The sequence below is a fragment of the Paraburkholderia sp. GAS448 genome (assembly GCF_050435685.1).
Lineage (GTDB): Bacteria > Pseudomonadota > Gammaproteobacteria > Burkholderiales > Burkholderiaceae > Paraburkholderia.
In genome coordinates this window covers 159,605-180,512 of sequence record NZ_JBNDKT010000004.1, presented here as the reverse complement: position 1 = coordinate 180,512, position 20,908 = coordinate 159,605, and the positions used below count along the sequence as shown (strand labels likewise).

At 59.6% G+C, this 20,908-nt stretch carries 21 protein-coding genes and 2 pseudogenes; 15 read left to right on the top strand and 8 right to left on the bottom strand.

Features of this window, described 5'->3' with window-relative positions; all coding sequences use genetic code 11:
• Positions 1-50: 50 nt before the first annotated feature.
• Positions 51-425 (bottom strand): annotated as a pseudogene (locus P3T23_RS09695) (putative Ig domain-containing protein); the annotation flags it as partial.
• A gap of 746 nt (positions 426-1,171) precedes the next feature.
• On the opposite strand from P3T23_RS09695, the gene P3T23_RS09690 reads away from it, so the two are divergent.
• Both P3T23_RS09690 and P3T23_RS09685 read left to right on the top strand, forming a co-directional pair.
• A complete protein-coding gene (locus P3T23_RS09690) occupies positions 1,172-1,360 on the top strand; it encodes a hypothetical protein (RefSeq protein WP_429315953.1) in 189 nt (62 codons plus the stop codon).
• Positions 1,361-1,905: 545 nt separating this feature from the next.
• Entirely contained in the window at positions 1,906-2,691 is a 786-nt protein-coding gene (locus tag P3T23_RS09685; protein ID WP_429315952.1) for a lactonase family protein, read from the top strand.
• A 482-nt stretch (positions 2,692-3,173) separates the two neighbouring features.
• On the opposite strand, the gene P3T23_RS09680 is transcribed toward P3T23_RS09685, so the two are convergent.
• The 4 genes from P3T23_RS09680 to P3T23_RS09665 all read right to left on the bottom strand — a co-directional run bounded on the left by P3T23_RS09680 (position 3,174) and on the right by P3T23_RS09665 (position 5,937).
• On the bottom strand, positions 3,174-3,323 hold the full coding sequence (locus P3T23_RS09680) for a hypothetical protein (protein ID WP_429315951.1): 150 nt from the start codon (positions 3,321-3,323) through the stop codon (positions 3,174-3,176).
• Positions 3,324-3,682: 359 nt separating this feature from the next.
• Positions 3,683-4,096, bottom strand: a complete 414-nt coding sequence (locus P3T23_RS09675; protein ID WP_429315950.1) for a YciI family protein — start codon at positions 4,094-4,096, stop codon at positions 3,683-3,685.
• A 231-nt stretch (positions 4,097-4,327) separates the two neighbouring features.
• On the bottom strand, positions 4,328-5,428 hold the full coding sequence (locus P3T23_RS09670) for an alkene reductase (RefSeq protein ID WP_429315949.1): 1,101 nt from the start codon (positions 5,426-5,428) through the stop codon (positions 4,328-4,330).
• Positions 5,429-5,562: 134 nt separating this feature from the next.
• On the bottom strand, positions 5,563-5,937 hold the full coding sequence (locus tag P3T23_RS09665) for an MAPEG family protein (protein WP_429315948.1): 375 nt from the start codon (positions 5,935-5,937) through the stop codon (positions 5,563-5,565).
• A gap of 118 nt (positions 5,938-6,055) precedes the next feature.
• Here P3T23_RS09665 and P3T23_RS09660 point away from each other — a divergent pair, with 118 nt between their 5' ends.
• The 10 genes and pseudogenes from P3T23_RS09660 (at position 6,056) to P3T23_RS09615 (ending at position 14,540) form a co-directional block, all read left to right on the top strand.
• Positions 6,056-6,982 (top strand): LysR family transcriptional regulator, encoded by a 927-nt coding sequence (locus P3T23_RS09660; RefSeq protein WP_429315947.1) that lies wholly within the window; start codon positions 6,056-6,058, stop codon positions 6,980-6,982.
• A gap of 130 nt (positions 6,983-7,112) precedes the next feature.
• Entirely contained in the window at positions 7,113-7,793 is a 681-nt protein-coding gene (locus P3T23_RS09655) for a peroxiredoxin-like family protein (RefSeq protein ID WP_429315946.1), read from the top strand.
• A 144-nt stretch (positions 7,794-7,937) separates the two neighbouring features.
• The gene (locus tag P3T23_RS09650; RefSeq protein ID WP_429315945.1) at positions 7,938-8,618 is read left to right on the top strand and encodes a glutathione binding-like protein; all 681 of its coding nucleotides are present in this window, start codon (positions 7,938-7,940) and stop codon (positions 8,616-8,618) included.
• Between the two features lie 232 nt (positions 8,619-8,850).
• Positions 8,851-9,846, top strand: a complete 996-nt coding sequence (locus P3T23_RS09645) for an aldo/keto reductase (RefSeq protein ID WP_429315944.1) — start codon at positions 8,851-8,853, stop codon at positions 9,844-9,846.
• A 486-nt stretch (positions 9,847-10,332) separates the two neighbouring features.
• Positions 10,333-10,605 carry a hypothetical protein gene (locus tag P3T23_RS09640; RefSeq protein WP_429315943.1) on the top strand — a complete coding sequence of 91 codons (273 nt, stop codon included), beginning with the start codon at positions 10,333-10,335 and terminating at the stop codon, positions 10,603-10,605.
• A 115-nt stretch (positions 10,606-10,720) separates the two neighbouring features.
• Entirely contained in the window at positions 10,721-12,190 is a 1,470-nt protein-coding gene (locus P3T23_RS09635) for an aldehyde dehydrogenase family protein (protein WP_429315942.1), read from the top strand.
• A 159-nt stretch (positions 12,191-12,349) separates the two neighbouring features.
• On the top strand, positions 12,350-13,105 hold the full coding sequence (locus tag P3T23_RS09630) for an SDR family NAD(P)-dependent oxidoreductase (RefSeq protein ID WP_429315941.1): 756 nt from the start codon (positions 12,350-12,352) through the stop codon (positions 13,103-13,105).
• A gap of 102 nt (positions 13,106-13,207) precedes the next feature.
• Positions 13,208-13,312: pseudogene (locus tag P3T23_RS09625) on the top strand (cytochrome b); the annotation flags it as partial.
• Positions 13,313-13,350: 38 nt separating this feature from the next.
• Positions 13,351-13,920 (top strand): YceI family protein, encoded by a 570-nt coding sequence (locus P3T23_RS09620; protein WP_429315940.1) that lies wholly within the window; start codon positions 13,351-13,353, stop codon positions 13,918-13,920.
• A 38-nt stretch (positions 13,921-13,958) separates the two neighbouring features.
• Complete coding sequence (locus P3T23_RS09615; protein ID WP_429315939.1) at positions 13,959-14,540, top strand: YceI family protein; 582 nt, start codon at positions 13,959-13,961, stop codon at positions 14,538-14,540.
• Between the two features lie 308 nt (positions 14,541-14,848).
• Here P3T23_RS09615 and P3T23_RS09610 read toward each other — a convergent pair whose 3' ends face one another.
• Entirely contained in the window at positions 14,849-15,787 is a 939-nt protein-coding gene (locus P3T23_RS09610; protein WP_429316223.1) for a LysR family transcriptional regulator, read from the bottom strand.
• 97 nt (positions 15,788-15,884) lie between these two features.
• Here P3T23_RS09610 and P3T23_RS09605 point away from each other — a divergent pair, with 97 nt between their 5' ends.
• Complete coding sequence (locus P3T23_RS09605; RefSeq protein WP_429316222.1) at positions 15,885-16,898, top strand: zinc-binding alcohol dehydrogenase family protein; 1,014 nt, start codon at positions 15,885-15,887, stop codon at positions 16,896-16,898.
• A 12-nt stretch (positions 16,899-16,910) separates the two neighbouring features.
• Positions 16,911-17,348, top strand: coding sequence for a GlcG/HbpS family heme-binding protein (locus P3T23_RS09600; protein ID WP_429315938.1), 438 nt, complete (start codon positions 16,911-16,913; stop codon positions 17,346-17,348).
• 266 nt (positions 17,349-17,614) lie between these two features.
• Here the strand turns inward: P3T23_RS09600 and P3T23_RS09595 are convergent, their stop codons facing one another.
• A complete protein-coding gene (locus P3T23_RS09595) occupies positions 17,615-17,986 on the bottom strand; it encodes a YciI family protein (RefSeq protein WP_171929655.1) in 372 nt (123 codons plus the stop codon).
• Between the two features lie 364 nt (positions 17,987-18,350).
• Positions 18,351-19,397, bottom strand: coding sequence for a LacI family DNA-binding transcriptional regulator (locus P3T23_RS09590; RefSeq protein WP_429315937.1), 1,047 nt, complete (start codon positions 19,395-19,397; stop codon positions 18,351-18,353).
• A gap of 188 nt (positions 19,398-19,585) precedes the next feature.
• Here P3T23_RS09590 and hisD point away from each other — a divergent pair, with 188 nt between their 5' ends.
• Positions 19,586-20,899 carry a histidinol dehydrogenase gene (gene hisD / locus P3T23_RS09585; RefSeq protein ID WP_429315936.1) on the top strand — a complete coding sequence of 438 codons (1,314 nt, stop codon included), beginning with the start codon at positions 19,586-19,588 and terminating at the stop codon, positions 20,897-20,899.
• The last annotated feature ends 9 nt before the right edge of the window (positions 20,900-20,908 follow it).

The window sequence follows — 20,908 nt, the reverse complement described above, 5'->3', positions numbered from 1 at the left end:
ACAGGATAGCTCAGGCTCTCCGGGGCGAGTACGTGGTCGGTTACCTCAATCTGGACACGTCCCGAAGTTGACCCCTGGGAATTCGAGGCCGTCACAACGTAAATAGTTGCCACGGAGGGGGCGGTGGGCGTCCCGCCAATGACACCCGTGCGGGGGTCGAGAGCGAGGCCGGGTGGGAGTGCGGGCTCAACGGAGTATGAAACGACCTGTCCGCGTACACTGGGATCGTTTGGAATGATGGGCTGGCCTACCGCATACACCACGGAGCCATCGGCATACCTGAGTGCAAAAGGTCGAATGCGCTGGACTGGAGGGGATGAAGACGATTCCTCGTCCCCGCTGCAGGCGGTGAACTGGGTGATGAACAGGGCCGCAATGAGAAGGAAGAGGCTGCCAACCAGTGCTCGAGTGCGTGAGGTGTTCATTATTGGTACCCTCCCATCCGCTCCATCCTTAGCAAGGATAGTCAGTCGATTCGCCTCTCAGGGGGGGTTTCACACTATTAGCGGAATTCGGTCATAGGGTCCGTCCGTGAATCATACCGTCAGCCTCCGCGACCGAAACGGTTGAAAGCGCATATCCGCGCCGCACGAAACCGGACTTGCCGAATGGCCGTATCTGGAAGGACGTGAACGGTGAGCTGAATGACGGCTGCACGTCATAAAGGGGGTCCCCTTGTTTTCCGTGCACAAAGTGACGGTAGGCAGGCCTTGGATTGATGCGGGTCTCGGCGGTTTGCAGTGCATCAATCGCTGCATATTCAAATACTTGCTGTTCGCTTCCGAATCGGCCGGAAACCCGCGTGGCAGCGTGCTCGACGCAAGCTCTCCGCGTGCAAAACCAGCCCAATGAACATGCGGGTTTCCGCCGCGTCAAACAACGAACAGAAATCGTAAACTATTCAAGCGCTTACGGTCTGAGTCCCACGCCAGTGCTCGATCTCCAACCGTTACTCTGTGCACGGAAAACAAGGGGACCCCGCTTACGGGGCTGTCCTCGGCCGCGTTTTTCGGCGACGCTCACCTCCTCTTTTAACGGGCTGCTGCGCGACGCGCCGGTCGTCGCGCAGCAGCGGCGGATCGGTTTCATGGTGGGCCGGATCCAGGTCCCCGACCGGCTCCGACACAATGGGCTCGAGTGAGATCACCGATCTGTTCGAAGGTAACGACGCGTGAAGCTCTTACTCGACACGCATCTGCTGTTATGGGCCGCTGCCGGCGCCGCGAAACTGTCAACCGTCGTACGGGGCCTGATCGAGGGCCCGCGCCATACCCCGCAGTTCAGCGTCGCAAGCCTTTGGGAGAGCGCGATCGAGCGCGCCCTGATCTACCGTCGTCAGGCGCGCCTCGCATGTGGATGACGCTCGAGTAATCCCCCGCTTTGGCCTGGATAACAGATCAGGTCACTCTCAGTCCCAGAAAAAAATCGTGGTCGGTGTAACCGAAACCGTCGCGTATGCGAACTTGCAGGTGTACCCGGCACGGGTACCCGTAGCGAACGACGTATCAAAGATCGGGTCGTGTCAATAACGATCTGTCCTGTGGCACTCAATTTGTAATTCGCCAACATATGGAGCTGTCAATGAAATCAGACCGCCTTTTTCCACGCGCAGCGCGCAAACATTTCATCTTTGCCATAACTGCCGCGCTATCTTTACCCTCAATTTCATGGGCCGATTCGGATATCGACTCGCCTGGCGCTGTCTTTGTTCTGTCGAACCAGCCAACCGGCAATGCCGTGCTGGCGTACTCCCGGGACGCGAACGGTCATCTTGCGTACCAGGCCACCTACCCGACAGGCGGCAAAGGTGCAGGTGCCGGAGCTGATCCCCTGGGCTCACAAGGCTCATTGGTTTTCTCGTCCGGATTCCTGTTTGCGGTAAACGCAGGAAGCAACGAAGTTTCCATGTTCAAGGTTGAAGGCACGAAGCTTACGCTGCTTGACAAGGAGCCATCGGGTGGTCAAATGCCGGTCAGTGTCGCGGTAAAAGGGTTTACCGCTTACGTGGTCAACGCAGGCGGGACTCCCAATATAAGCGGATTTTTCGTCGACGGGTTTGGAAGGCGCCTGGTTCCGCTAGCGAATTCGCTGCGTCCGGTCGCTGGTGGCACATCGGCTCAACCTGGTCAGATCGGTTTCGCGCCGGAGAGCGACGAACTGATTGTGACCGAAAAAGGGACGCAACTCATCGATACGTATCATGTCAACCCCGCCGGATATGCGACCGGCCCCGTGCGGCATGCATCGAGCGGCGTCACGCCGTTCGGCTTTTCGGTCACGCGCGGTGGCTATGCAGTCGTTTCCGCGGCGGGCTCGGGCTCCGTGGCTTCTTACGACATCGAGCGCAATCAGGAACTAACGGCGATCAGCAACGTCCCCCTCGGAGAAAAGGCGCCGTGTTGGCTCGTCACGACAGGTGACGGGCGCTACGCGTATACGGCCAACGCGGGCAGCAGCACGATCAGCAGCCTGCGGGTGAACGCCGACGGCACAACTCAGTTGATCAATGCGACTGCTGCAGTCGTAAGCAACCCGCTCGATCTCGCACTTAGCGCGAACAGCAAGTTCCTGTACGTTCGCGAAGCTGACGGCGCCGTTAGTGGCTTCAGCATCTCACCCGATGGCAGTTTGAATTCGATCGGCGCAGTGACAGGGCTGCCTCCGGGCGCGCAAGGCATCGCCGCTCGCTAGCCGAATTGTGCCGATGAAGGTGCCGGGCAGAAGAATTTGTCGGAATGCGACGGGGCGCCCTGCTATCCACGCCCGGCATTGCTCACTGTTCGTCGATCAACCGAGGGAAACGCGCATAGTGTTATTGACCCACGATGATCAGATAAAGCAATACGATTTCGCACCGGAACGGTAGCCTGGCTGCGATTTTGTTGTGTGTCTTGTTGCCTCACGTTGTGCAGAGCTCTTTCCTGCCACGATCCATAGCCGCAATTTCCATTGCGCACGGTGGAATTTGACTTTGCCGGAGATATTTCACACGGCGAAACCGTTCGCGCCCCCAACGCGACGGCTTCGACGATTCTCGGGCCACAACGAGTCGTTCATATCCTTCGTTGCCACACGGTCGAATGTCAGCTACGCAGTCAAACACGGCCGGCCGACATCAAAAACGTAAGGGAACAAATCGGCGCATCGGGTGAGGACGGCGCGCCGTATGCGGCTCAGCCGCCACCTCGCCGCATACGACAGGGTAACGGCGCCTTGCGCAGCACCATGCGGCTGCCGTCGTCGGACAGGCCAGCGAGTGTCAGGCGCACCGTCATGCGGTCGAGCAGATGCAGTTCGCGGAAGTAGTCGATCTCGCCCTTCATCACGACCGGTCCGACCCTTAACGGGAGTGTGAGTTCGCTGATGCAGGAAGCTGCCGTCCGGCTGTTCGATGCCGCCACCGTCAGCAATCCGCAGATTTCAAGGAGCCGCTATAAGCTCAGCGTGTCGAAAGTCCCTTTAGGGCGTGCGCCGTGAAAAGGTGGCGCTTTCCAGTGGGTGCAAGCCCCACCCGGCGACCGCTCCAGCCGGAAGCAACCGGAGCAATCGTGGAGGTAATGAAGCGATTGAAGCCTTCGGTGAAGCGTGTAACATGGAATCGCAACGCGCTTGAGCACCTCGATGATCTCTCGACCGCTTTATTCCGTAGAACTGACCATACGGGTTGGGTTCTTGCTGCCTATCAGACGACTTCGAACTTTCCGGTAGAGAAGTCTGCGGAGATCGCTATTTTCCCTTCATTGAGGATCCACGGTCTGATGCGGAATCTGCGAGCACCGCTCGAATGCATAGGGTCGGCCTCAGCAATCGACCGGGCTTCCCCAAGCGACGAGGCTCGATAAATGAACATTCCTTCGCCTTCACCATACTCGCCATCGTCCGTCAGAAGAGGGCCAGCCGCGAACATCACGCCTTTGTGTTCAAGTTCAACCTGATAGCGAAGATGGGCCTGAAGATTCTGCATAACAGGGCTGAGTCCATTAACTGGAGTGGTAAACACAACGAAAAGGCGCCGTGCCAGGAACCCCTGTTCCTTAAAATTTTGCACCATGTCGTCAGCCTTGATGCGGTCGTTGGTGGGACTGCTTGAAGTCATTTCTGTCTCCGATTGAGTGATTACAATAAGTAAAGGTCGTGCCCGGGTATGTTGGGTGCCATGTGATCTACCCGCCGCGCCGCGGCATAGGTTGGATGTCCATGGAAGCCAGACGCCCAGCGACAGCTTCCCCGATTCCTGAGGTCGCTCCGTTCAGTGGCGCAAGTTCGTTCTTGATGTTCGTAGTCTTGATCGAGTTCGCCTCTGCTTCACACCGCGGCCGGGAAGCGATCAGGATGCCACCGGATAGTCGACGTAGCCTTCGGCAGCGCCCTGATAATAGGTTTCCCGGCTGGATGGGTTTAACAGAAGATCCTCGCGCAACCGTCGGACCAGATCGGGATTTCCGATGAAAGAACTACCGAAGGATACGAGGTCGGCCTGGCCCGATTCGATAACGCTGGTGGCTGACGCTTTATCGAAGCCACGATTGGCGATAAGCGTGCCAGCGTATCGGGGGCGGTAATAAGCAATGGTGTCCTGCAGCGCATCAATCGGTGTCCCGGTAAGATCGTTCGGGGCGCGGACGATCTGCAGGTGGGAGAGCGCCAGGTCGTTCAGCCGCTCGACGAGATAATCGTAGGTCGCAACCGTCTCGCCGGTCGGGCCGAATCCACCCATCGCCATCGTCGGGCTGATCTTGATGCCCACGCGACCAGGCCCCCACACGCCAATCAGGGCTTCCAGTATCTCGACGACGATCCGCGCACGGTTTTCGGGACTACCCCCATACTCATCCCGACGGACATTCAGTGCACTGTTGAGGAACTCCGGCAGTAGATAGGTCGTGGCCGAATGGAGTTCGACTCCATCAAAGCCGGCCGCTCTGGCGTTACGGGCCGCTGCTGCGTAATCGGCTATCGTCGCCTTGATCTGTTCGACAGTCATCGCGCGGGGCGTGACCGTATCCTTGAACCCTCCGGGCGTGAATGACTTGAGGCCGGGGTTGATGGCCGACGGCCCCAGCGGCGGCTCGCCCTTGAAGAAATCCGGATGGGACCCGGCCCCGGAATGGGCGAGTTGGGAATAGATCCGGCCGCCTTCCGCGTGAACGGCGTCAGTGACTGCGCGCCAGCCTTCGGCCTGTTCGGCCGTAAAAAGGCCAGGGACATTGATAAAACCAATGCTCTCGCGGCTGACCCAGGTCGATTCTGTCATGATCAGACCAGCGGAAGCACGTTGCCGATAATATTCGACATGCAACGCCGTCGGGATAAGTCCCGCATTGCGTGCGCGTCCGCGTGTCATCGACGCCATTACGACCCGGTTCTTCAGTTTCAGGCCGGCCAGGCTGAATGGTGAAAACACGGTCTGTTGTTCATTGTCGGGCATGATGGATCTCTGATGCGTTCAATAAGAGAAATGGAAATTCAGGAATGCGTCGGTAGAGACAGCCATTGATTTCGAGTTGCCCGATTCCTGACTGAACGGCGCTATTCGGCCTGCTCTGCTCAACACGATGGGTGTCATGAGACGACACCAGGCAGTAGATAAAAGTTCGGAAGCCAGCAGGACAGGGAGCGGACCGGGTTGATCTTCAGCCAGTAGCCGAGTGTGAACGTCGTACGGAAAACCATATAGATGGCTGGCACCCAGGAGACGATCGCCGAGGTCGGGTGCAGGAAAAGCGCGACCAGCGCAACCGGGACGTACATCGCAGCCGACTCGAGGTTGTTGCGCAGTGCACGCGTCGACCGCCCGGTGAAACCGTCATCGGCGATCGGCTGCGAGCGGTCACTCGCGACCCACCTGGCGCTATGTACGGTCAGATTGTTGACGTGCTGAGCGATGGCCGAAATCCAGACCAGCGCACTAGCGTAGACGATCGATAGGGCCAACATGCCGAGACTCTCTCCTGTGGACGAGGCCGCCACACGCGGCGGCCTTTTAACTTAGTATTGCCTCATTCACTTTTTTGAAGTAGTAGGAGAAAATGACTAAGTTATATTTGATATCTGCATGAACGATCGATTTCTCTCGCTGCTACTTTTCGTCAGGGTTGCGCGCACTGGCAGCTTTTCCGCGGCCGGTCGTGAACTCGGCCTCTCCCAGCCGACCGCCTCGCGCATTGTCGCCGCCCTGGAAAGGAAAATCGGTGCCTCCTTGCTCACGCGCACGACACGTGCCGTGACGTTGACGGAGGCCGGTGTCGACTATCTGGCTCGCGCGGAGGCGATTCTCACAGCGCTCGACGAGGCAGATCACGCTGCTCGCGGCACCGGGGAGTTACGCGGAATTCTGCGCGTCGCTACCTCGTCGGCTTTAGCCACCCGGGCTGTCCTCCCACGACTTTCGCAATTCACCGACGCCCATCCTGGATTGCGAGTGGAGTTCACACTGAACGATCGGCGACAAGACCTGGTCGGCGAGTCCGTGGATGTTGCAGTTCGCGTCGGTCCACTGGCCGATTCGACGGCGGTCGCACGCAGGATCGGTGTAGTGCGTCGCGTGTTGGTAGCTTCGCCGGCTTATCTGGAAAAGGCGGGAACCCCATCTGCTCCATCGGACTTGCCTAACCATGCCGTGATCGTCGGGCCGGCTGGCCAGAGTTCAGAAGCATGGGCATTCCGGAGGAACGGAAAGGCGACTTCCGTTCGCGTCGACGGACGTTTCATGCTGAATGGGTCTGATGGTGCGACGGCCGCAGCGGTGGCGGGTCTTGGCATTCTCTCAACCGGTCATTTGAGCTGCCTGGCAGAACTGGACAGCGGCGCACTCGTACGTGTCCTCCCGGGCTGGGAGATGGGGTCAGCCGACATCCACGTGATCCTCCCCGCTGGTCGCGCCGCAAAGCCATCGGCCCGGGCGTTTGCCGATTTCGTGAGCGCCGCGTTCAAGGAGATTCGGACCGATTTTATCAAGCGCCAACCCGATGTTGTCGCCTGAGTGGGTCAATCATTCAATAACTGAATATCTTAAAGTTGGTTTCCACGCCTACAAGAGCGTGGGTGCATGAAATATCTTCCCTCTCGTTGCCGCGTCTCTTGCTCGCGGCTCCCAAACGGAGAAGATAGTCATGGCGCTTCAGGACAAACTGGATGCCTTCACCACCGAACTGGTGAGTGGCGGCCCCCCCTACAATATTCCCTCTTTTGTGATCGAGACATTCCGTAAAGGCACTGCGGAACTGATCGCGAGCGGGCAGGCAAGTCTTGCGATCAAGGCTGGTCAGCAGGCTCCCAGCTTCACGCTCAAGGATTCCGAAGGCGCAACATTCAGTTCGGATCGTCTTCTGAGCCGCGGCCCGCTGGTGGTCACGTTCTATCGGGGCGTCTGGTGCCCGTATTGCAATCTGGACCTTCAGGCGCTGGAGGAAGCACGTAGCGACATCGAAGCGCGAGGGGCCTCACTCGTCGCGATCTCGATGCAGAACGCAGTCAATAGCCGCAAGTCGGTCCAGCAAAACCACCTGGGCTTTCCCATTCTCGTCGATCCTCATGGCCAGCTGGCGCAAGCGTTCGGTGTGCGGTTCGCGCTGCCCGACTATCTGATCGATCTGTATCGGAATGTCCTGAAGAACGACCTCACGGCGTTCAACGACGACACGTCATGGAGCCTGCCAATGCCCGCACGCTATGTCATCGCGCAAGACGGCGTCGTCGCGTACTCCGAGGTGAACCCAGACTATACGCGTCGTCCTGACCCCTCTGAGCTGTTTCCTGTACTGGATCAACTGGCGCGCGCGGGCACCGCCTGACTCCCGTGGCCGGTCGACCGGGAACCGGCCCAAATCCCGGTGAGCGTCAAGGACCTGTTCAGTCCGGCTGGGCCTTGCGGCATAGCCTCGATCATTCCGGTTCCTGCTACCCGGGCAAGAGCCTTTTAGTAGATGGAGAATTCAGTGATTGACCTGCACTACTGGACCACGCCTAACGGCCACAAAATAACAATCTTCCTTGAAGAGAGCGGTCTTCCGTATCGCATCGTTCCGGTGAACATCAGCAAGAACGAGCAGTTCGAGCCGGAATTCCTGAAAATCTCGCCCAACAACCGGATTCCGGCGATCGTTGATCACGAACCGGCCGATGGCCGGGAATCGGTCTCTCTGTTCGAGTCGGGCGCCATTCTGCTTTACCTCGCAGACAAGACAGGCAAGCTGATTTCCGCAGATCAGCGTGGGCAGCTTGAGGTACATCAGTGGTTGTTCTGGCAAGTGGGTGGCCTGGGTCCGATGGCGGGGCAACAGAACCACTTCCGGCGCGCCGCACCCGAGCAGATTCCTTACGCGATCGAGCGCTATACGGCTGAGACCACCCGCCTGTACAGCGTGCTCAACAGACGTCTCGCTGACCGGCCGTTCCTCGCCGGCGACGACTATTCAATCGCTGATGTCGCAACGTATCCCTGGGCCGCTGCCTACAACATCCTGAACCAGGACATCGACCAGTTTCCTCACGTCGAACGCTGGCTGGACACGGTCGCCGTGCGTCCGGCGACCAAACGCGCCTACGCCATCGCGAAGGAAATGAACCCCAATGCTCCGCAGCCCCCATCTCCACGGACTGCACCGCAAGCCTCATAAACAGCCCCCTCTGCAGGAGGATGAAATGGAGCACAGTCCAGGAGCTGAAACCGGACCATCCGTCTGGGCGTGTGCAAATACGCTTACCGGGACTCTCGTCGTCGATCAACCGGAAAGCTTCGCTGATCTCGGGGATGCCGTAATTCAGGATCATGCCGTGGAAGCGGTTCGTCGCTTCACCGGCGCATGATCTACGTCGCGCCTGCGCGACTCTCCACTTGAGGTGCATGCCATGCAGTACACAAGATTCGGTCTCACTGGACTTACGGTCTCCCGTCTGAGCCTCGGAACCGCAACGTTCGGTAAGCAGACGGATGAATCCGCCTCACACCAAATCCTGGATGTCGCCGCGGACGCGGGTGTGAATTTCATTGATACAGCCGACGCCTATCCAATGGGCGCCGACTTGACTTTCGTAGGTCGGACTGAGGGGATCACCGGGCGCTGGCTGAAAGGCAGGCGCGACAGGTTCATCGTCGCGACTAAAGCCGGAGCTCCAATGGGTCCATCTGCGTGGGATCAGGGCTCGTCGCGCAAGCATCTGCTCGACGCGATCGACGCGTCGCTTCGGCGGTTGGAAACCGACTATATCGACCTTTATCAACTCCACATCGACGATGCGGCGACATCGCTCGACGAGACCGTCGAAACGCTCGATCTGGTCGTCCGCTCGGGCAAAGCACGCTATGTCGGCGTGTCGAATTTTTTGGCCTATCGGCTGGCTCGGGCGATCGGCCGGCAGGACACCTTGAGGCTGGCCCGGTTCGTATCGGTGCAGCCTCGCTACAATCTCCTGTTCAGGGAGGTCGAGCGTGAACTACTGCCATTGGCGCAGGAAGAAAATCTGGCGGTAATCCCGTTCAATCCGCTCGCCGGCGGACTTTTGACCGGGAAGTACCAGCCCGACGAGACGCCCGGCGAGGGCCGCTTTTCGGCTGAGAACGGCCAGTTTGGCGCCATGTACCAAGCCCGCTATTGGCATCAGCGTCAGTTCGAAACTATCGAACAGCTTCGCGTAATCGCTCAAGGACTAGGTGAGCCCCTCGCCAAGCTGTCGATCGCATGGATGCTCGCGAATTCGACGATTACCTCCGTCATTCTGGGCGCGAGCCGCGCCGAACAATTGAGGGATACGATCGCCGCCGCGGACTATGTTCTTGACGGCGGCCTGAAGGACAAAATGGACGATCTGACTTCAGAATATCGCCGAGGCGATGCAGCCCGATGATCTAGAGATATTGACTATTTTTGCCCATCCCCTGAAAACTGAATACCTTCGCTAAACGCTTGCCAGGCTTGGCCTGCAGTGGCAGCTGACAGCGGAAAATGGTTGATTGTGGGGACTTGTTCCTGCGGAGACTCTCTCAAGTGCCCCATCCTACGTTCCGGTCCTGGTGCGCGGCCGCGACTTCGCTGCCGGCGAGATGGACGTTGTGACCGCACGGCCTCGACGTCGGTATCAGCAGTGATCTGCCTGTGTCCACCGCGCGCGCGGTTGGTGCCGAGGCTGCCGTCGACCGCGGCCGGCAGCACGATAGCGTCTCGATTGTTGGTGTGTCGAGGGTTTACGCGAGTTTTTGTATTTGAAAAATCAAATATACTCCACCCGTAAAGTATTTGATAAATCAAAAAAATGCCATCCGGGCGAACTCGGATCGGCCGCGCGTTTCTTCCTACTTGAGCCAAGCGTCATACGCTGAACCGGAGCAGATTGATGAGAAACAAGAAGATTGCACTTGAAGAGCACTTTGCAATCGACCTGACGATCGAGCAATCGAAAGGTTATGCGCCTTCCCACATCTGGGAGATGCTGAAGTCCAATCTGATAGACGTCGAGCAGAAACGGCTCGAACGGATGGAGCAGGGCGGAACGGAGTATTCAATTTTGTCGCTCAACTCGCCTGGCATCCAGGGGATTCCGGACATCAAGGAAGCGATTGATGTTGCGCGGCGGGCCAATGATGTCCTCGCCCGTTTGAACGCATGAGAGGCGTCTTGGCGGTTCGAAATGTGCGCGATCAGCAAGCCTGACCGCGTAAAGGTTGGACGGGAAAACGCGCGACGTCTTTTCCGTCTTGAATGAAGCGAACAGGAGGAATCGGATGTCCGTAACCGAATTGGCGCCCGCAGACGTGTGGCGCAACAAAATCTACAGCGGCGGGTGGAAAGCCGCCGGCGGCGGTACGATCCCGGTGACCGAGAAGGCGACCGGCGAGGAAATGGGATCGATTGGTTGCGCGTCGGCCGCCGACGTGTCAGCCGCCGCCGCGATCGCGGCCGATGCGCAACGCGCGTGGGCCGCGACGCCGGGGCCTCAGCGAGGCGACGCTTTGCGCGAGGTCGCGCGCTTGTTGCAGGTGCACGCAGACGAGATCGCCCGTCAGATCATCCGCGAGACCGGGTCGATACGGCCGAAGGGGCATCTGGAGGTGAAGCTGGCGATACGCGAGATTCTCGAAGGGGCGGCGCTGGCCAGCCAGCCGACCGGCATGATCACGACGAGCGACATGAAGGGGCGGCATAGCGTTGCGCGCAGAATCCCGATGGGCGTGGTCGGGGTCATCACGCCGTGGAATTCCCCGTTGATCCTCGCGGCACGCGCCATCGCGCCGGCGCTGGCCACCGGCAACGCGGTGCTGCTCAAGCCCGATCCTCAATCGTCGGTCTGCGGGGGCGTCTTGTTTGCCCGGCTGTTCGAGGCCGCGGGGCTGCCCGACGGGCTGTTCCATGTGCTTCCCGGCGGCGCGGAAACGGGTGACGCGCTGGTCCGGGATCCGCTCGTCAACATGATCAGCTTCACCGGGTCCACGCGGGTCGGGCAAGCGATCGGCGCCGTGGCGGGCGGCTTGCTCAAGCGAGCGAACCTCGAGCTCGGCGGCAAGAATCCCTACATCGTGCTCGACGACGTCGATGTCGAAGCCGCGGCGAGTGCCGGGGCGTGGGGATCGTTCTTGCATCAGGGGCAAGTTTGCATGTCCGCGGGGCGGCATCTCGTTCAGCAAAGCATTGCCGACGCCTACATCGAGAGCCTCGTGCGGCGGGCCAATGCGCTATCGGTCGGCGATCCGTTCAAGGGCGATTTCCACTTGGGCCCCATCGTCAACGAACGGCAGGCCGCAAACGTCGATCGCATCGTGGCGGAATCGGCCGTCAAGGGCGCGAAGATTCTCGCCGGTGGATCGCGAGACGGGCTGTTTTACAAGCCGACCGTGATGGTTGACGTCGCGCCAGGCATGCCGGTGTTCGAGGAAGAGATCTTCGGTCCTGTCGCCGCGGTAACCGTGGTCAAGGACGATGACGAAGCGGTTGCGCTGGCCAATCAGAACCGGTATGGCCTGGTTGCGGCAGTGGCTTCCTCCGATTTGCGCCGGGCCCAGCGGGTTGCGGACCGATTGCATGCCGGCATCGTCCACATCAATGACCAGACGGTCATGCACGAGGTGTTCGGGCCGATGGGCGGCCTGGGTATGTCGGGCAACGGGCATAACTACAGCACGCTGACCAATGCCGACCAGTTCACGGAATGGCAGTGGATGACGAGCCGCGAAAACCTTCCCGCTTACCCATTCTGAAAAAAGGGTGGCACCGCACTCCCTCGCTGCATACGGGCAGGGATTCAGCATCACCAGGTAGCTAAGTCGAGCAGGCGCAAACGACCCAGCGGCGGACGATGTCACGATCATCTCCGTCCGCAGATCGCTCCAAATCCTAACGTTAGTAAGGGCTACGACATGAATGAAGTTGCTTTAATCACCGGCGCAGCGCGAGGTATCGGTCAAGCCTTTGCGAAAAGACTTGCTCAAGACGGTTTTACTATTGCTCTCCTCGATCGTCTCGACTGCCAGGCTACTGCGCAACTCGTCCACGAAGCCGGATCGGAGGCACATATTTTCCGCGCCGACCTCAGCGAGAAGGCAGACATAGACCGCGTAGCGGCGGAGGTGCAAAGTCAGCTCGGCTCCGTCGACGTGCTGGTCAATAACGCCGGGATTCTCCCCAACAAATCCTTCGATGAAATTACCATGGAGGACTATCGATTGCTGATGTCCATTAACCTGGATGCGCCATTCTGGCTGGCACATGCACTCGTGGGAAATATGCGCAAAAAAGGATGGGGGCGCATCATCAACATCACGTCCAATACGTTCGGCGCGCCAATAAAGGATTTCACTCACTACATTGCCAGCAAGATGGGGTTGATCGGCTTGACGCGCGCATTGGCAAGCGAGCTGGGTGTCTCCGGCATCACGGTCAATGCCGTGGCGCCTGGATTGACGAGAACACCCTGGATGCTCGAGCCCGGACGCAGGGGTCCAGGTGGGATGAGCTACGAGGAGGAGTCGAAGCTCATCGTTTCCATGCAGTCCATCCCGCGAGCGCAAACGCCGGAGGATCTGGCTGGAATCGTTTCGTTCCTGTCTTCGAAGGATGCTGACTTCATCACGGGACAAACCATTGTTGTTGATGGAGGATTGGTTCGCGTTTAGTGCAGAGGCGCCGGCACAAGAAGTTTTCAAGTCGTCACCAGCAGTTGCACAGGGGCGATTGTTACGAATCGCTTCGTGTGCAACAGCGAAGCTCGCATGATCTACACGCTGCTCGTGCTGTTTGCCACGCATGTGCTGGCGGCACTCAAGCATCAATTTGTGGAACGTGACGGGCTTCTCGCACGCGTGGTTCCTTTCCTTAAATGAGAGCGCCATCTCAGGGCGCGTTCACTCTGGATCTTCGAATGACTCTCAGGAATAGCTGTTCTCGCCGGCTACTGGCGAGTGCCGCGGCCGTTCTGTTCGCAGTCGCGTTGCCCGGATTCGCGCAAGTCGACGCAAGCAAGAGCACGGTTGTCGCTACGTCGAAGCAGATGAACGTGCCGGTCGACGGTGCGTTCAAGAAGTTCACCGCGCAAGTGGCCTTCGACCCCGCGAAGCCCACTGCGGGCAGCACGAACCTGTCGGTCGATATGAGCAGCTACGACCTGGGCGACGCTGAGTACAACAAGCAGGTGCGCGGCAAGGAATGGTTTGACAGCACGACGTTCCCGAAAGCGACGTTTGCCTCGACGGCCATCTCGCCTGCCGGCGGCAACCAGTACAAGGTGACCGGCAAGCTGACGATCAAGGGCAAATCGCAGGTCGTCACGCTACTCGTCGCGATCACGCAGCAGGGTGCGACGCAGACGTTCGACGGTTCACTTCCGATCAAGCGCACGCTGTACGAAATCGGCACGGGCGAATGGAAAGACACCTCAGTCGTGGCGGACGACGTCGTCATCAAGTTTCACATCGTTGCCGCGCAGCACTGAAGGCGCGCGAGGCACACCCATCAATCAAGGAGCGCAGCGTGAAGAAGCAACTATTGATCGTAGCGGGTGCGCTGGTCGCGGGTGTGTCGTCTGGTGCCGTGGCGGCCGCCGAGACGTACCAGCTCGATCCGACTCACACTTACCCAAGCTTCGAAGCGGATCACTTCGGCGGGATTTCAGTGTGGCGAGGCAAGTTCAAGAAGTCGAGCGGCGTGGTGACGCTTGACCGTGCCGCGAAGACGGGCATGGTCAACGTGACGATCGATACTGCGTCGATCGACACGGGCAACGACATACTCAACAAGCGTCTGCAAACCCCGGAGTTTTTCGACGCGTCAAAATACCCGGCTGCGACTTACACGGGCACAGGAATTCGCTTCGACGGCGACACGCCTGTCGAAGTGATTGGAACACTGACAATGCACGGTGTTTCCAAGCCGCTGAATTTGAAGATCGAATCGTTCAAATGCTTCATGAATCCGCTCCTCAAGCGCGAAGTGTGTGGGACTGAGTCGACGGCCACGTTCGACCGAGCCGACTTCGGCATGGACTCGGGCAAGTCATACGGCTTTGGCATGAAGACCGTACTGCATATCCAGACGGAAGGTGTTAAACAATAAAGCCACCTTGGATCTGATGTGCGTCCGGGAACGGGCGGTCGGCGGTAGCCGTGATAACCCGCGTCTTATCGCGGTTACAAGCCAAGTACTTTGGATCTTGACCACGAACGTCCGAACCACTCCGGGAGCGGCCATTGATGTCCCGACAGCCTGAGCGGCTGTTGAGGGTCGCTTTATGCCACTCGCATAAATACTGCGCGCGGCGATCCCCCCGACATTTGCGTTGGCCCGGGCTCGGCCAACAGACGACCTTCGCGGTCAAAGAGGTTCGAACATTCAGACGTCCGTTGCGCCCTGGAGGCGGCCATTTAAATCGCGAGTACAGCTTGAGTGCCCCCCAATGGACAGCTGGCAAGCAATGCAGCGCATCGCTCCCGCAAGAAAGCATGCAACGCGTTAATCGCCGGCGACAGTTGCGCACGGTGAGCACAAATCAAGTGCAGCGGCGCGAGCTCGCAATACTCCGGGGGAAATAACTCCACCAGCCGACCTGCCTTCAGATCGTCAATGAGGTCCAGCCGCGACTTGTAGACAAGGCCTTCCCCGGCTATCGCCCAGCGACGAACTGCATCGGCATCGTCGCTGATGCGATTGCCTGTGACGGCCACGGTGCGCTCGCCGCCAGGCGGGGTAAAGTGCCAGCGTTCATGTATCTGCTCGCTCCAGACGTACCGAAGGCAGTTGTGTCGCCGCAGATCCTGAACTTTGGCCGGTGCGCCATGCCGTTCGAGGTATGACGGCGCGGCACACAATGCGCGTCGATTGTTGTCGACCAGTTTCATGGCCAGAAGAGACGAATCTGGCAGCGCTCCGTAGCGCACGACCGCATCCAGCGGCTGGCGGATGAGGTCGGCCGCACGGTCGCTTATTTTCACGTGCAGCGACAAACCAGGGTGCCGGTGCTGAAATTCATCCAGCCACGGTAACAGCAGGTTTCGACCAAAGTCAGACGGAGCGGACAGCCGCAGCGGCCCGGACAGCGCCCCCCGGCCGTCGGCCAGGGCCTGCTCGCCTTGCTCCAGCGCGCCAATCATGACCCGCGCATGCGGCAGGTATCGCTCCCCGGCGTCTGAAAGTTGCATGCTTCGCGTCGAACGGGTGAACAGGCGCGTGTCCAGCGCCTTTTCGAGTCGCTGCACTGACGCACTCGCGTGTGCGGGCGCGATATTCAACTGGCGCGCCGCCTCCGAGAAGCTGCCGTAGTCCACCGTGTGTACGAAGATCTGAACGTCATCGAGTCGAATCATTTTCATTGAAATGCCGAAATTGTTTGGGCTCGGCGGGTATTTATCCGCATATCGACGAAAGATAACATGGTCTCAATCACCCTTGGAGACCACGTGTATGAAAGCAATTGGCTTCTATCAGAACCATCCCGTCAGCCACCCGCAGGCGCTGCAGGATATCGAGCTGCCGACGCCGGAGCTGCGCGACCACGATCTGCTGGTGGAAGTGAAAGCGGTATCGGTCAACCCGGTCGATACCAAAATCCGGCGCGGTGGAGATATTCCGGAAGGCGGTGCGCGCATCGCCGGCTGGGACGCGGCGGGAATCGTCCGCGCGACCGGTCCGCGGGCAACCCGCTTCAAGGCAGGCGACCGTGTCTGGTACGCGGGTGACATCAAGCGGCCCGGCAGCAACAGCGAACTGCACGCCGTGGACGAGCGCATCGTCGGACCTATGCCGACCTCACTGGACTTCGCCGCGGCCGCGTCGTTGCCGCTGACGACGATCACTGCGTGGGAGCTGCTGTTCGACCGTCTGCGTGTTCACGCGGCGGACCCGACCGACAACAACGTGCTGCTCGTCATTGGAGCGGCTGGCGGCGTCGGTTCGATTCTGACCCAACTGGCGCGCGAGTTGACTGGCATGACCGTCATCGGCACGGCCTCGCGGCCGGAAACCCGCGAGTGGGTGCTGGCCCATGGCGCACATTACGTCCTCGATCATCATCAGGCCTGGGCACCCCAGTTGGCCGCGCTCGGCATCGAGCACGTTACCCACGTTGCCGGGCTGAACAACAGCGCCGCCTATGTGCCGCAAATCGCCTCCGTGCTGCGCCCGGAAGGCCAGTTCGCACTCGTCGACGACCCGGTGGGTCTGGACATCGGGCCGTTCAAGGGGAAATCCATCTCGATTCACTGGGAGCTGATGTTCACCCGCGCGATGTTCACCACCGACACCCTCGCACGGCAATGCGCGTTGCTGCGCCGCGCGGCGGAGCTGGTCGATCTGGGCCGCCTCAAGCACACGCTGACCCGACGCATTGACGGCATCAACGCCGCAGGTCTGATCGAGGCGCATGCGCTGGTCGAGGCAGGCAATATGATCGGCAAGGTCGTCGTCGCCAACCGCTGAACTCTTCTGACAATGAGCATCAACATGACATCGCAAATCATCAGCACGACAACGATCAGCCTGGAAGCTGCACAAGCATTGCTGGCAGAAGCGCGCCGCGCCTGCGCAGCGCGCGGATTCGCCGCGACGATCGCAATTACCGATGCAGGAGGCCACCTGCGCGCTTTCGAGCGAGCGGATACCGCCCCGTTCCTTACCGTTGATGTCGCCATCGACAAGGCATGGACCGCCGCGTCGTTCGGTATGGCCACGCACCAATGGAATCAGTACATGGCCGAGCCCACCGTTGCCCCACTGGCGCACCATCCGCGGCTGACGCCGGTCGGCGGTGGCGTACCGATCTTCCACGAAGGGCGTCTGGTGGGTGGCATAGGTGTTTCTGGCGGAACATCGGTTCAAGACCACGAGGCCGCTGAGGAAGCGCTGCGTCACGCAGGGTTTAAGCAGTAAGCCTGGGCCGTTGAACGATCGCCTTGCCGTCAATCGACAAACGTCCACAAAGAGGTGGAACCGTTGCTCGTGAGGGACCGGCGCGGACGGCCGGATCACTCCGATAACTGCCATTGAAGCCCTGGCGGCTCGAACGGCGGCTTCGGGTCGATCACAGGCGTCGCCGCTCGGCCCAGAAGTAGCATCGTCGCGATGACTCACGAAGCCGTGAAGGTGTTTGAGGAGAACAGAGCCCCAACGCATATTTGAGACACGCGTCCAAGCCCTCATCGGGACCAGTAGAAATCCACGGGGATAAGCTCGACGACCCATCCACCTTCTTCGCCCAGCGTGGCCGCCGGGTGCATGGAGGCGATGCGCAACGCCTCGTCATGGGTATCCGCCTCGATGATGAACAGGCCGCCCACGACTTCCTTCGACTCGGTATAGGGCCCATCGGTGACGTGCGTCTTGCCACTGCGCGGGCGGAGCGTCCTCCAGTTGTCCAGATCGCCAAGCGATGCGGAAATCAGTACCTTGTCGGTAGCCCGCATCTTGTCGTCCAATGCGGGGCATTGGCTCACCAATTTCTTGACGTCGTCTGGCGCCATCGCGGCGAATTTATCGGGGGTGAAGTAGGCCAAGCCGAGGTATTTCATGGGAGATCCTTTGGGTGTGAATAACCTGACGACGAAGCTGATGATCGAAAATCGACAATCTTCTGAAAAGTTTGTAGCGGGTCTCGCCAGACTGTCCGCTTTTGGGGTCGCGCGGTGCCGACCGCCGTGCTCGTGCTGCACATGCGGATCGCGTGAGGCAGAGGTCGGCCATGAAGCGACGTTCGCTCGAGCGCTCCCATGGACACTTGAATGACGGGTCCACTCCGTAAAGCGCCATTCGGGTTTCGCGAGAGATTCGTCTACCTCGTTGCCGGTCCGGACGCACACGATAAGTATGGTCGGCACACCGCGCGACGGCCCGCTCCCGGGCAATTCGAAGGACTTCGTCATCGAGTCGCGTCACTTACTGACACGGTCCCGTGGTATCGCGCCGCACCAGTTGAATGGGCAAAACATCGTGGACCGGCGGTCCCATTCCACCCGCTCTGATGCGCTCCACAAGCCGGCGCGCGGCAGTTCGTGCCATCGCTTCGACAGGCTGTCGGATTGATGTCAGGCCGACCAGTGGCGAGCCTGCCAGCGGCATGTCGTCAAAGCCGATTATCGATAGCCGCCCCGGCACTGCGATGCCCTGCCGTTTTGCTGCTTCAAGCACACCGAGCGCGATGGTGTCATTGCCCGCAACGATGCCAGTGACGCGGTTCTCCTCGCTTAGCATCGCAATGGCGCTGGAATACCCCGCTTCGCTGGTGTAATCACAAAAAATCAACGGTACCGAAGTCGGCGGTATGCCCGCTCCTTCTAACCACTGCATGGCCCCTTTGACGCGGTCTCTGCTTGTCGACGTGTTCTGCGGACCCATTACAAGCCCGATTCGGCGATGACCGAGTTGGTTGAGATGTTCGGCCGCGATCGCACCAGCGTGAACATTGTCAATCTCTACCGTGTCGACCCTCACATTGTCGACGGACCGAACGACGAGTACCAAGGGAATGCCTCGTCTTTGCATCTCCGCCACGACAGGTGAATCCAGTGTCGCGGTCGCGAAGATCATTCCATCGAGATAGCCATCGATCAAAGGCCGAAACGCGAGCAAATTTCCTGAATCGTTCATCGAGTCGATCATCAGCGTGATCTGGTAATCGAATTCCTGCAGAGCGTCATGTAGATGCGTCAGCAACAACGTCATAAACCGGTTATGCAACGCTCCGACAACCACGCCGATCAGCTTCGTTGCCGACTTACGCGTGGGTCGACCTTGGGACGGAATCCTGTATCCCATTTCGGCAGCGACCGCTTGCACGGCGCTACGGGTGTCGCTACTGATGGCTGGGTGCCCCGTCAAGGAACGAGACACAGTGGACACCGAGATGCCAAGGCGCTCGGCAACATCTTCAAGCCGGACTTTTGAAGACTTTGAGCGAACAATCGAACGCGCGTTAGTTTGCATAAATTTGCATTGCCGGGGTGGTGCAGACAGGTTACTTCACGCTAAGGATGCTGGCCGCTAGGGTAAGTATGGAGCATTTGCGCAGAGTTTGCAGAAAAATTTGCGCTACATTTGCATCAACGCAGCAGACTACCCAAGTTCAGACAGCACGCTGCTACCGATCACCCCCCTGCAAAAAGGAAATGCAAATGGCAATCCAATTCTTGAAGCACGGTCGTAGCGCCGAAGAGTCCTCGCAAGACGCCGCGAAGGTTCGCGACGTGGTCACGGGCATCCTCGCCGACGTAGCATCGCGCGGCGACGCAGCGGTCGCTGAACTCTCGGCGAAATTCGACAACTGGTCGCCTGAAAGCTTCCGACTGTCGGAAGACGAGATTGCAAGCTGTGTTCGCTCGCTGTCTCAGCGTCAGCTCGAAGACATCAAGTTCGCGCAAGCGCAGGTGCGCAACTTCGCCCAGGCGCAACGCGACTCGCTTCGCGACATCGAGGTGGAAACGCTGCCGGGCGTGGTCCTTGGTCACAAGAACATGCCGGTCGAGAGCGTGGCGTGTTACGTTCCCGGCGGGAAGTTTCCGCTGGTTGCCTCGGCACACATGGGCGTCGTAACGGCCAAGGTTGCAGGCGTCCCGCGCATCATCACCGCATCGCCGCCGGTCGGTGGCAAACCCAACCCGGCTGTGGTCGCCGCCATGCATCTCGGCGGTGCTGACGAGATTTACACGTTCGGTGGTGTTCAGGCCATCGCTGCGATGGCGCTCGGCACGCAGACGATCGATCCGGTTGCAATGGTGGTCGGACCGGGCAACGCGTTCGTCGCGGAAGCGAAGCGTCAACTGTTCGGTCGCATCGGCATCGACCTCATCGCAGGACCGTCGGAAACGCTGATCATCGCCGACGACAGCGTCGATGCAGAAATTTGCGCGACGGACCTTATGGGTCAGGCAGAGCATGGCTTCAATACCCCCGCTGTTCTTCTCACCAACTCGCTGCAGTTGGCCAAGGACACCATCGCTGAAGTTGAGCGCCTGCTGAAGATCCTGCCTACGGCGAACACGGCGGGCGTTTCTTGGCGCGACTATGGTGAAGTGATCGTGGTGGACACGCTCGAGGAGATGGTGTCGGAAGCCGATCGCATCGCGTCCGAGCACGTCCAGGTGATGACGCGCGACCCGGACTACTTCCTGAAGAGGATGAAGAACTACGGTGCGCTTTTCCTTGGTGCGCGCACCAACGTCGCCTACGGCGACAAGGTCATCGGCACGAACCACACGCTGCCGACCGGCAAGGCCGCGCGCTACACGGGCGGCCTCTGGGTCGGCAAGTTCATCAAGACCTGCACGTATCAGAAGGTCCTGACGGATGAAGCGAGCGCTTTGATTGGTTCGTACTGCTCTCGGCTCTGCGCCATCGAGGGCATGATCGCCCACGGTGAGCAAGCCAACATCCGCGTGCGTCGCTTCGGCAACCGCGACGTGCCTTACGGTACCGCCGTCCCGGCCTGATTGCCGATA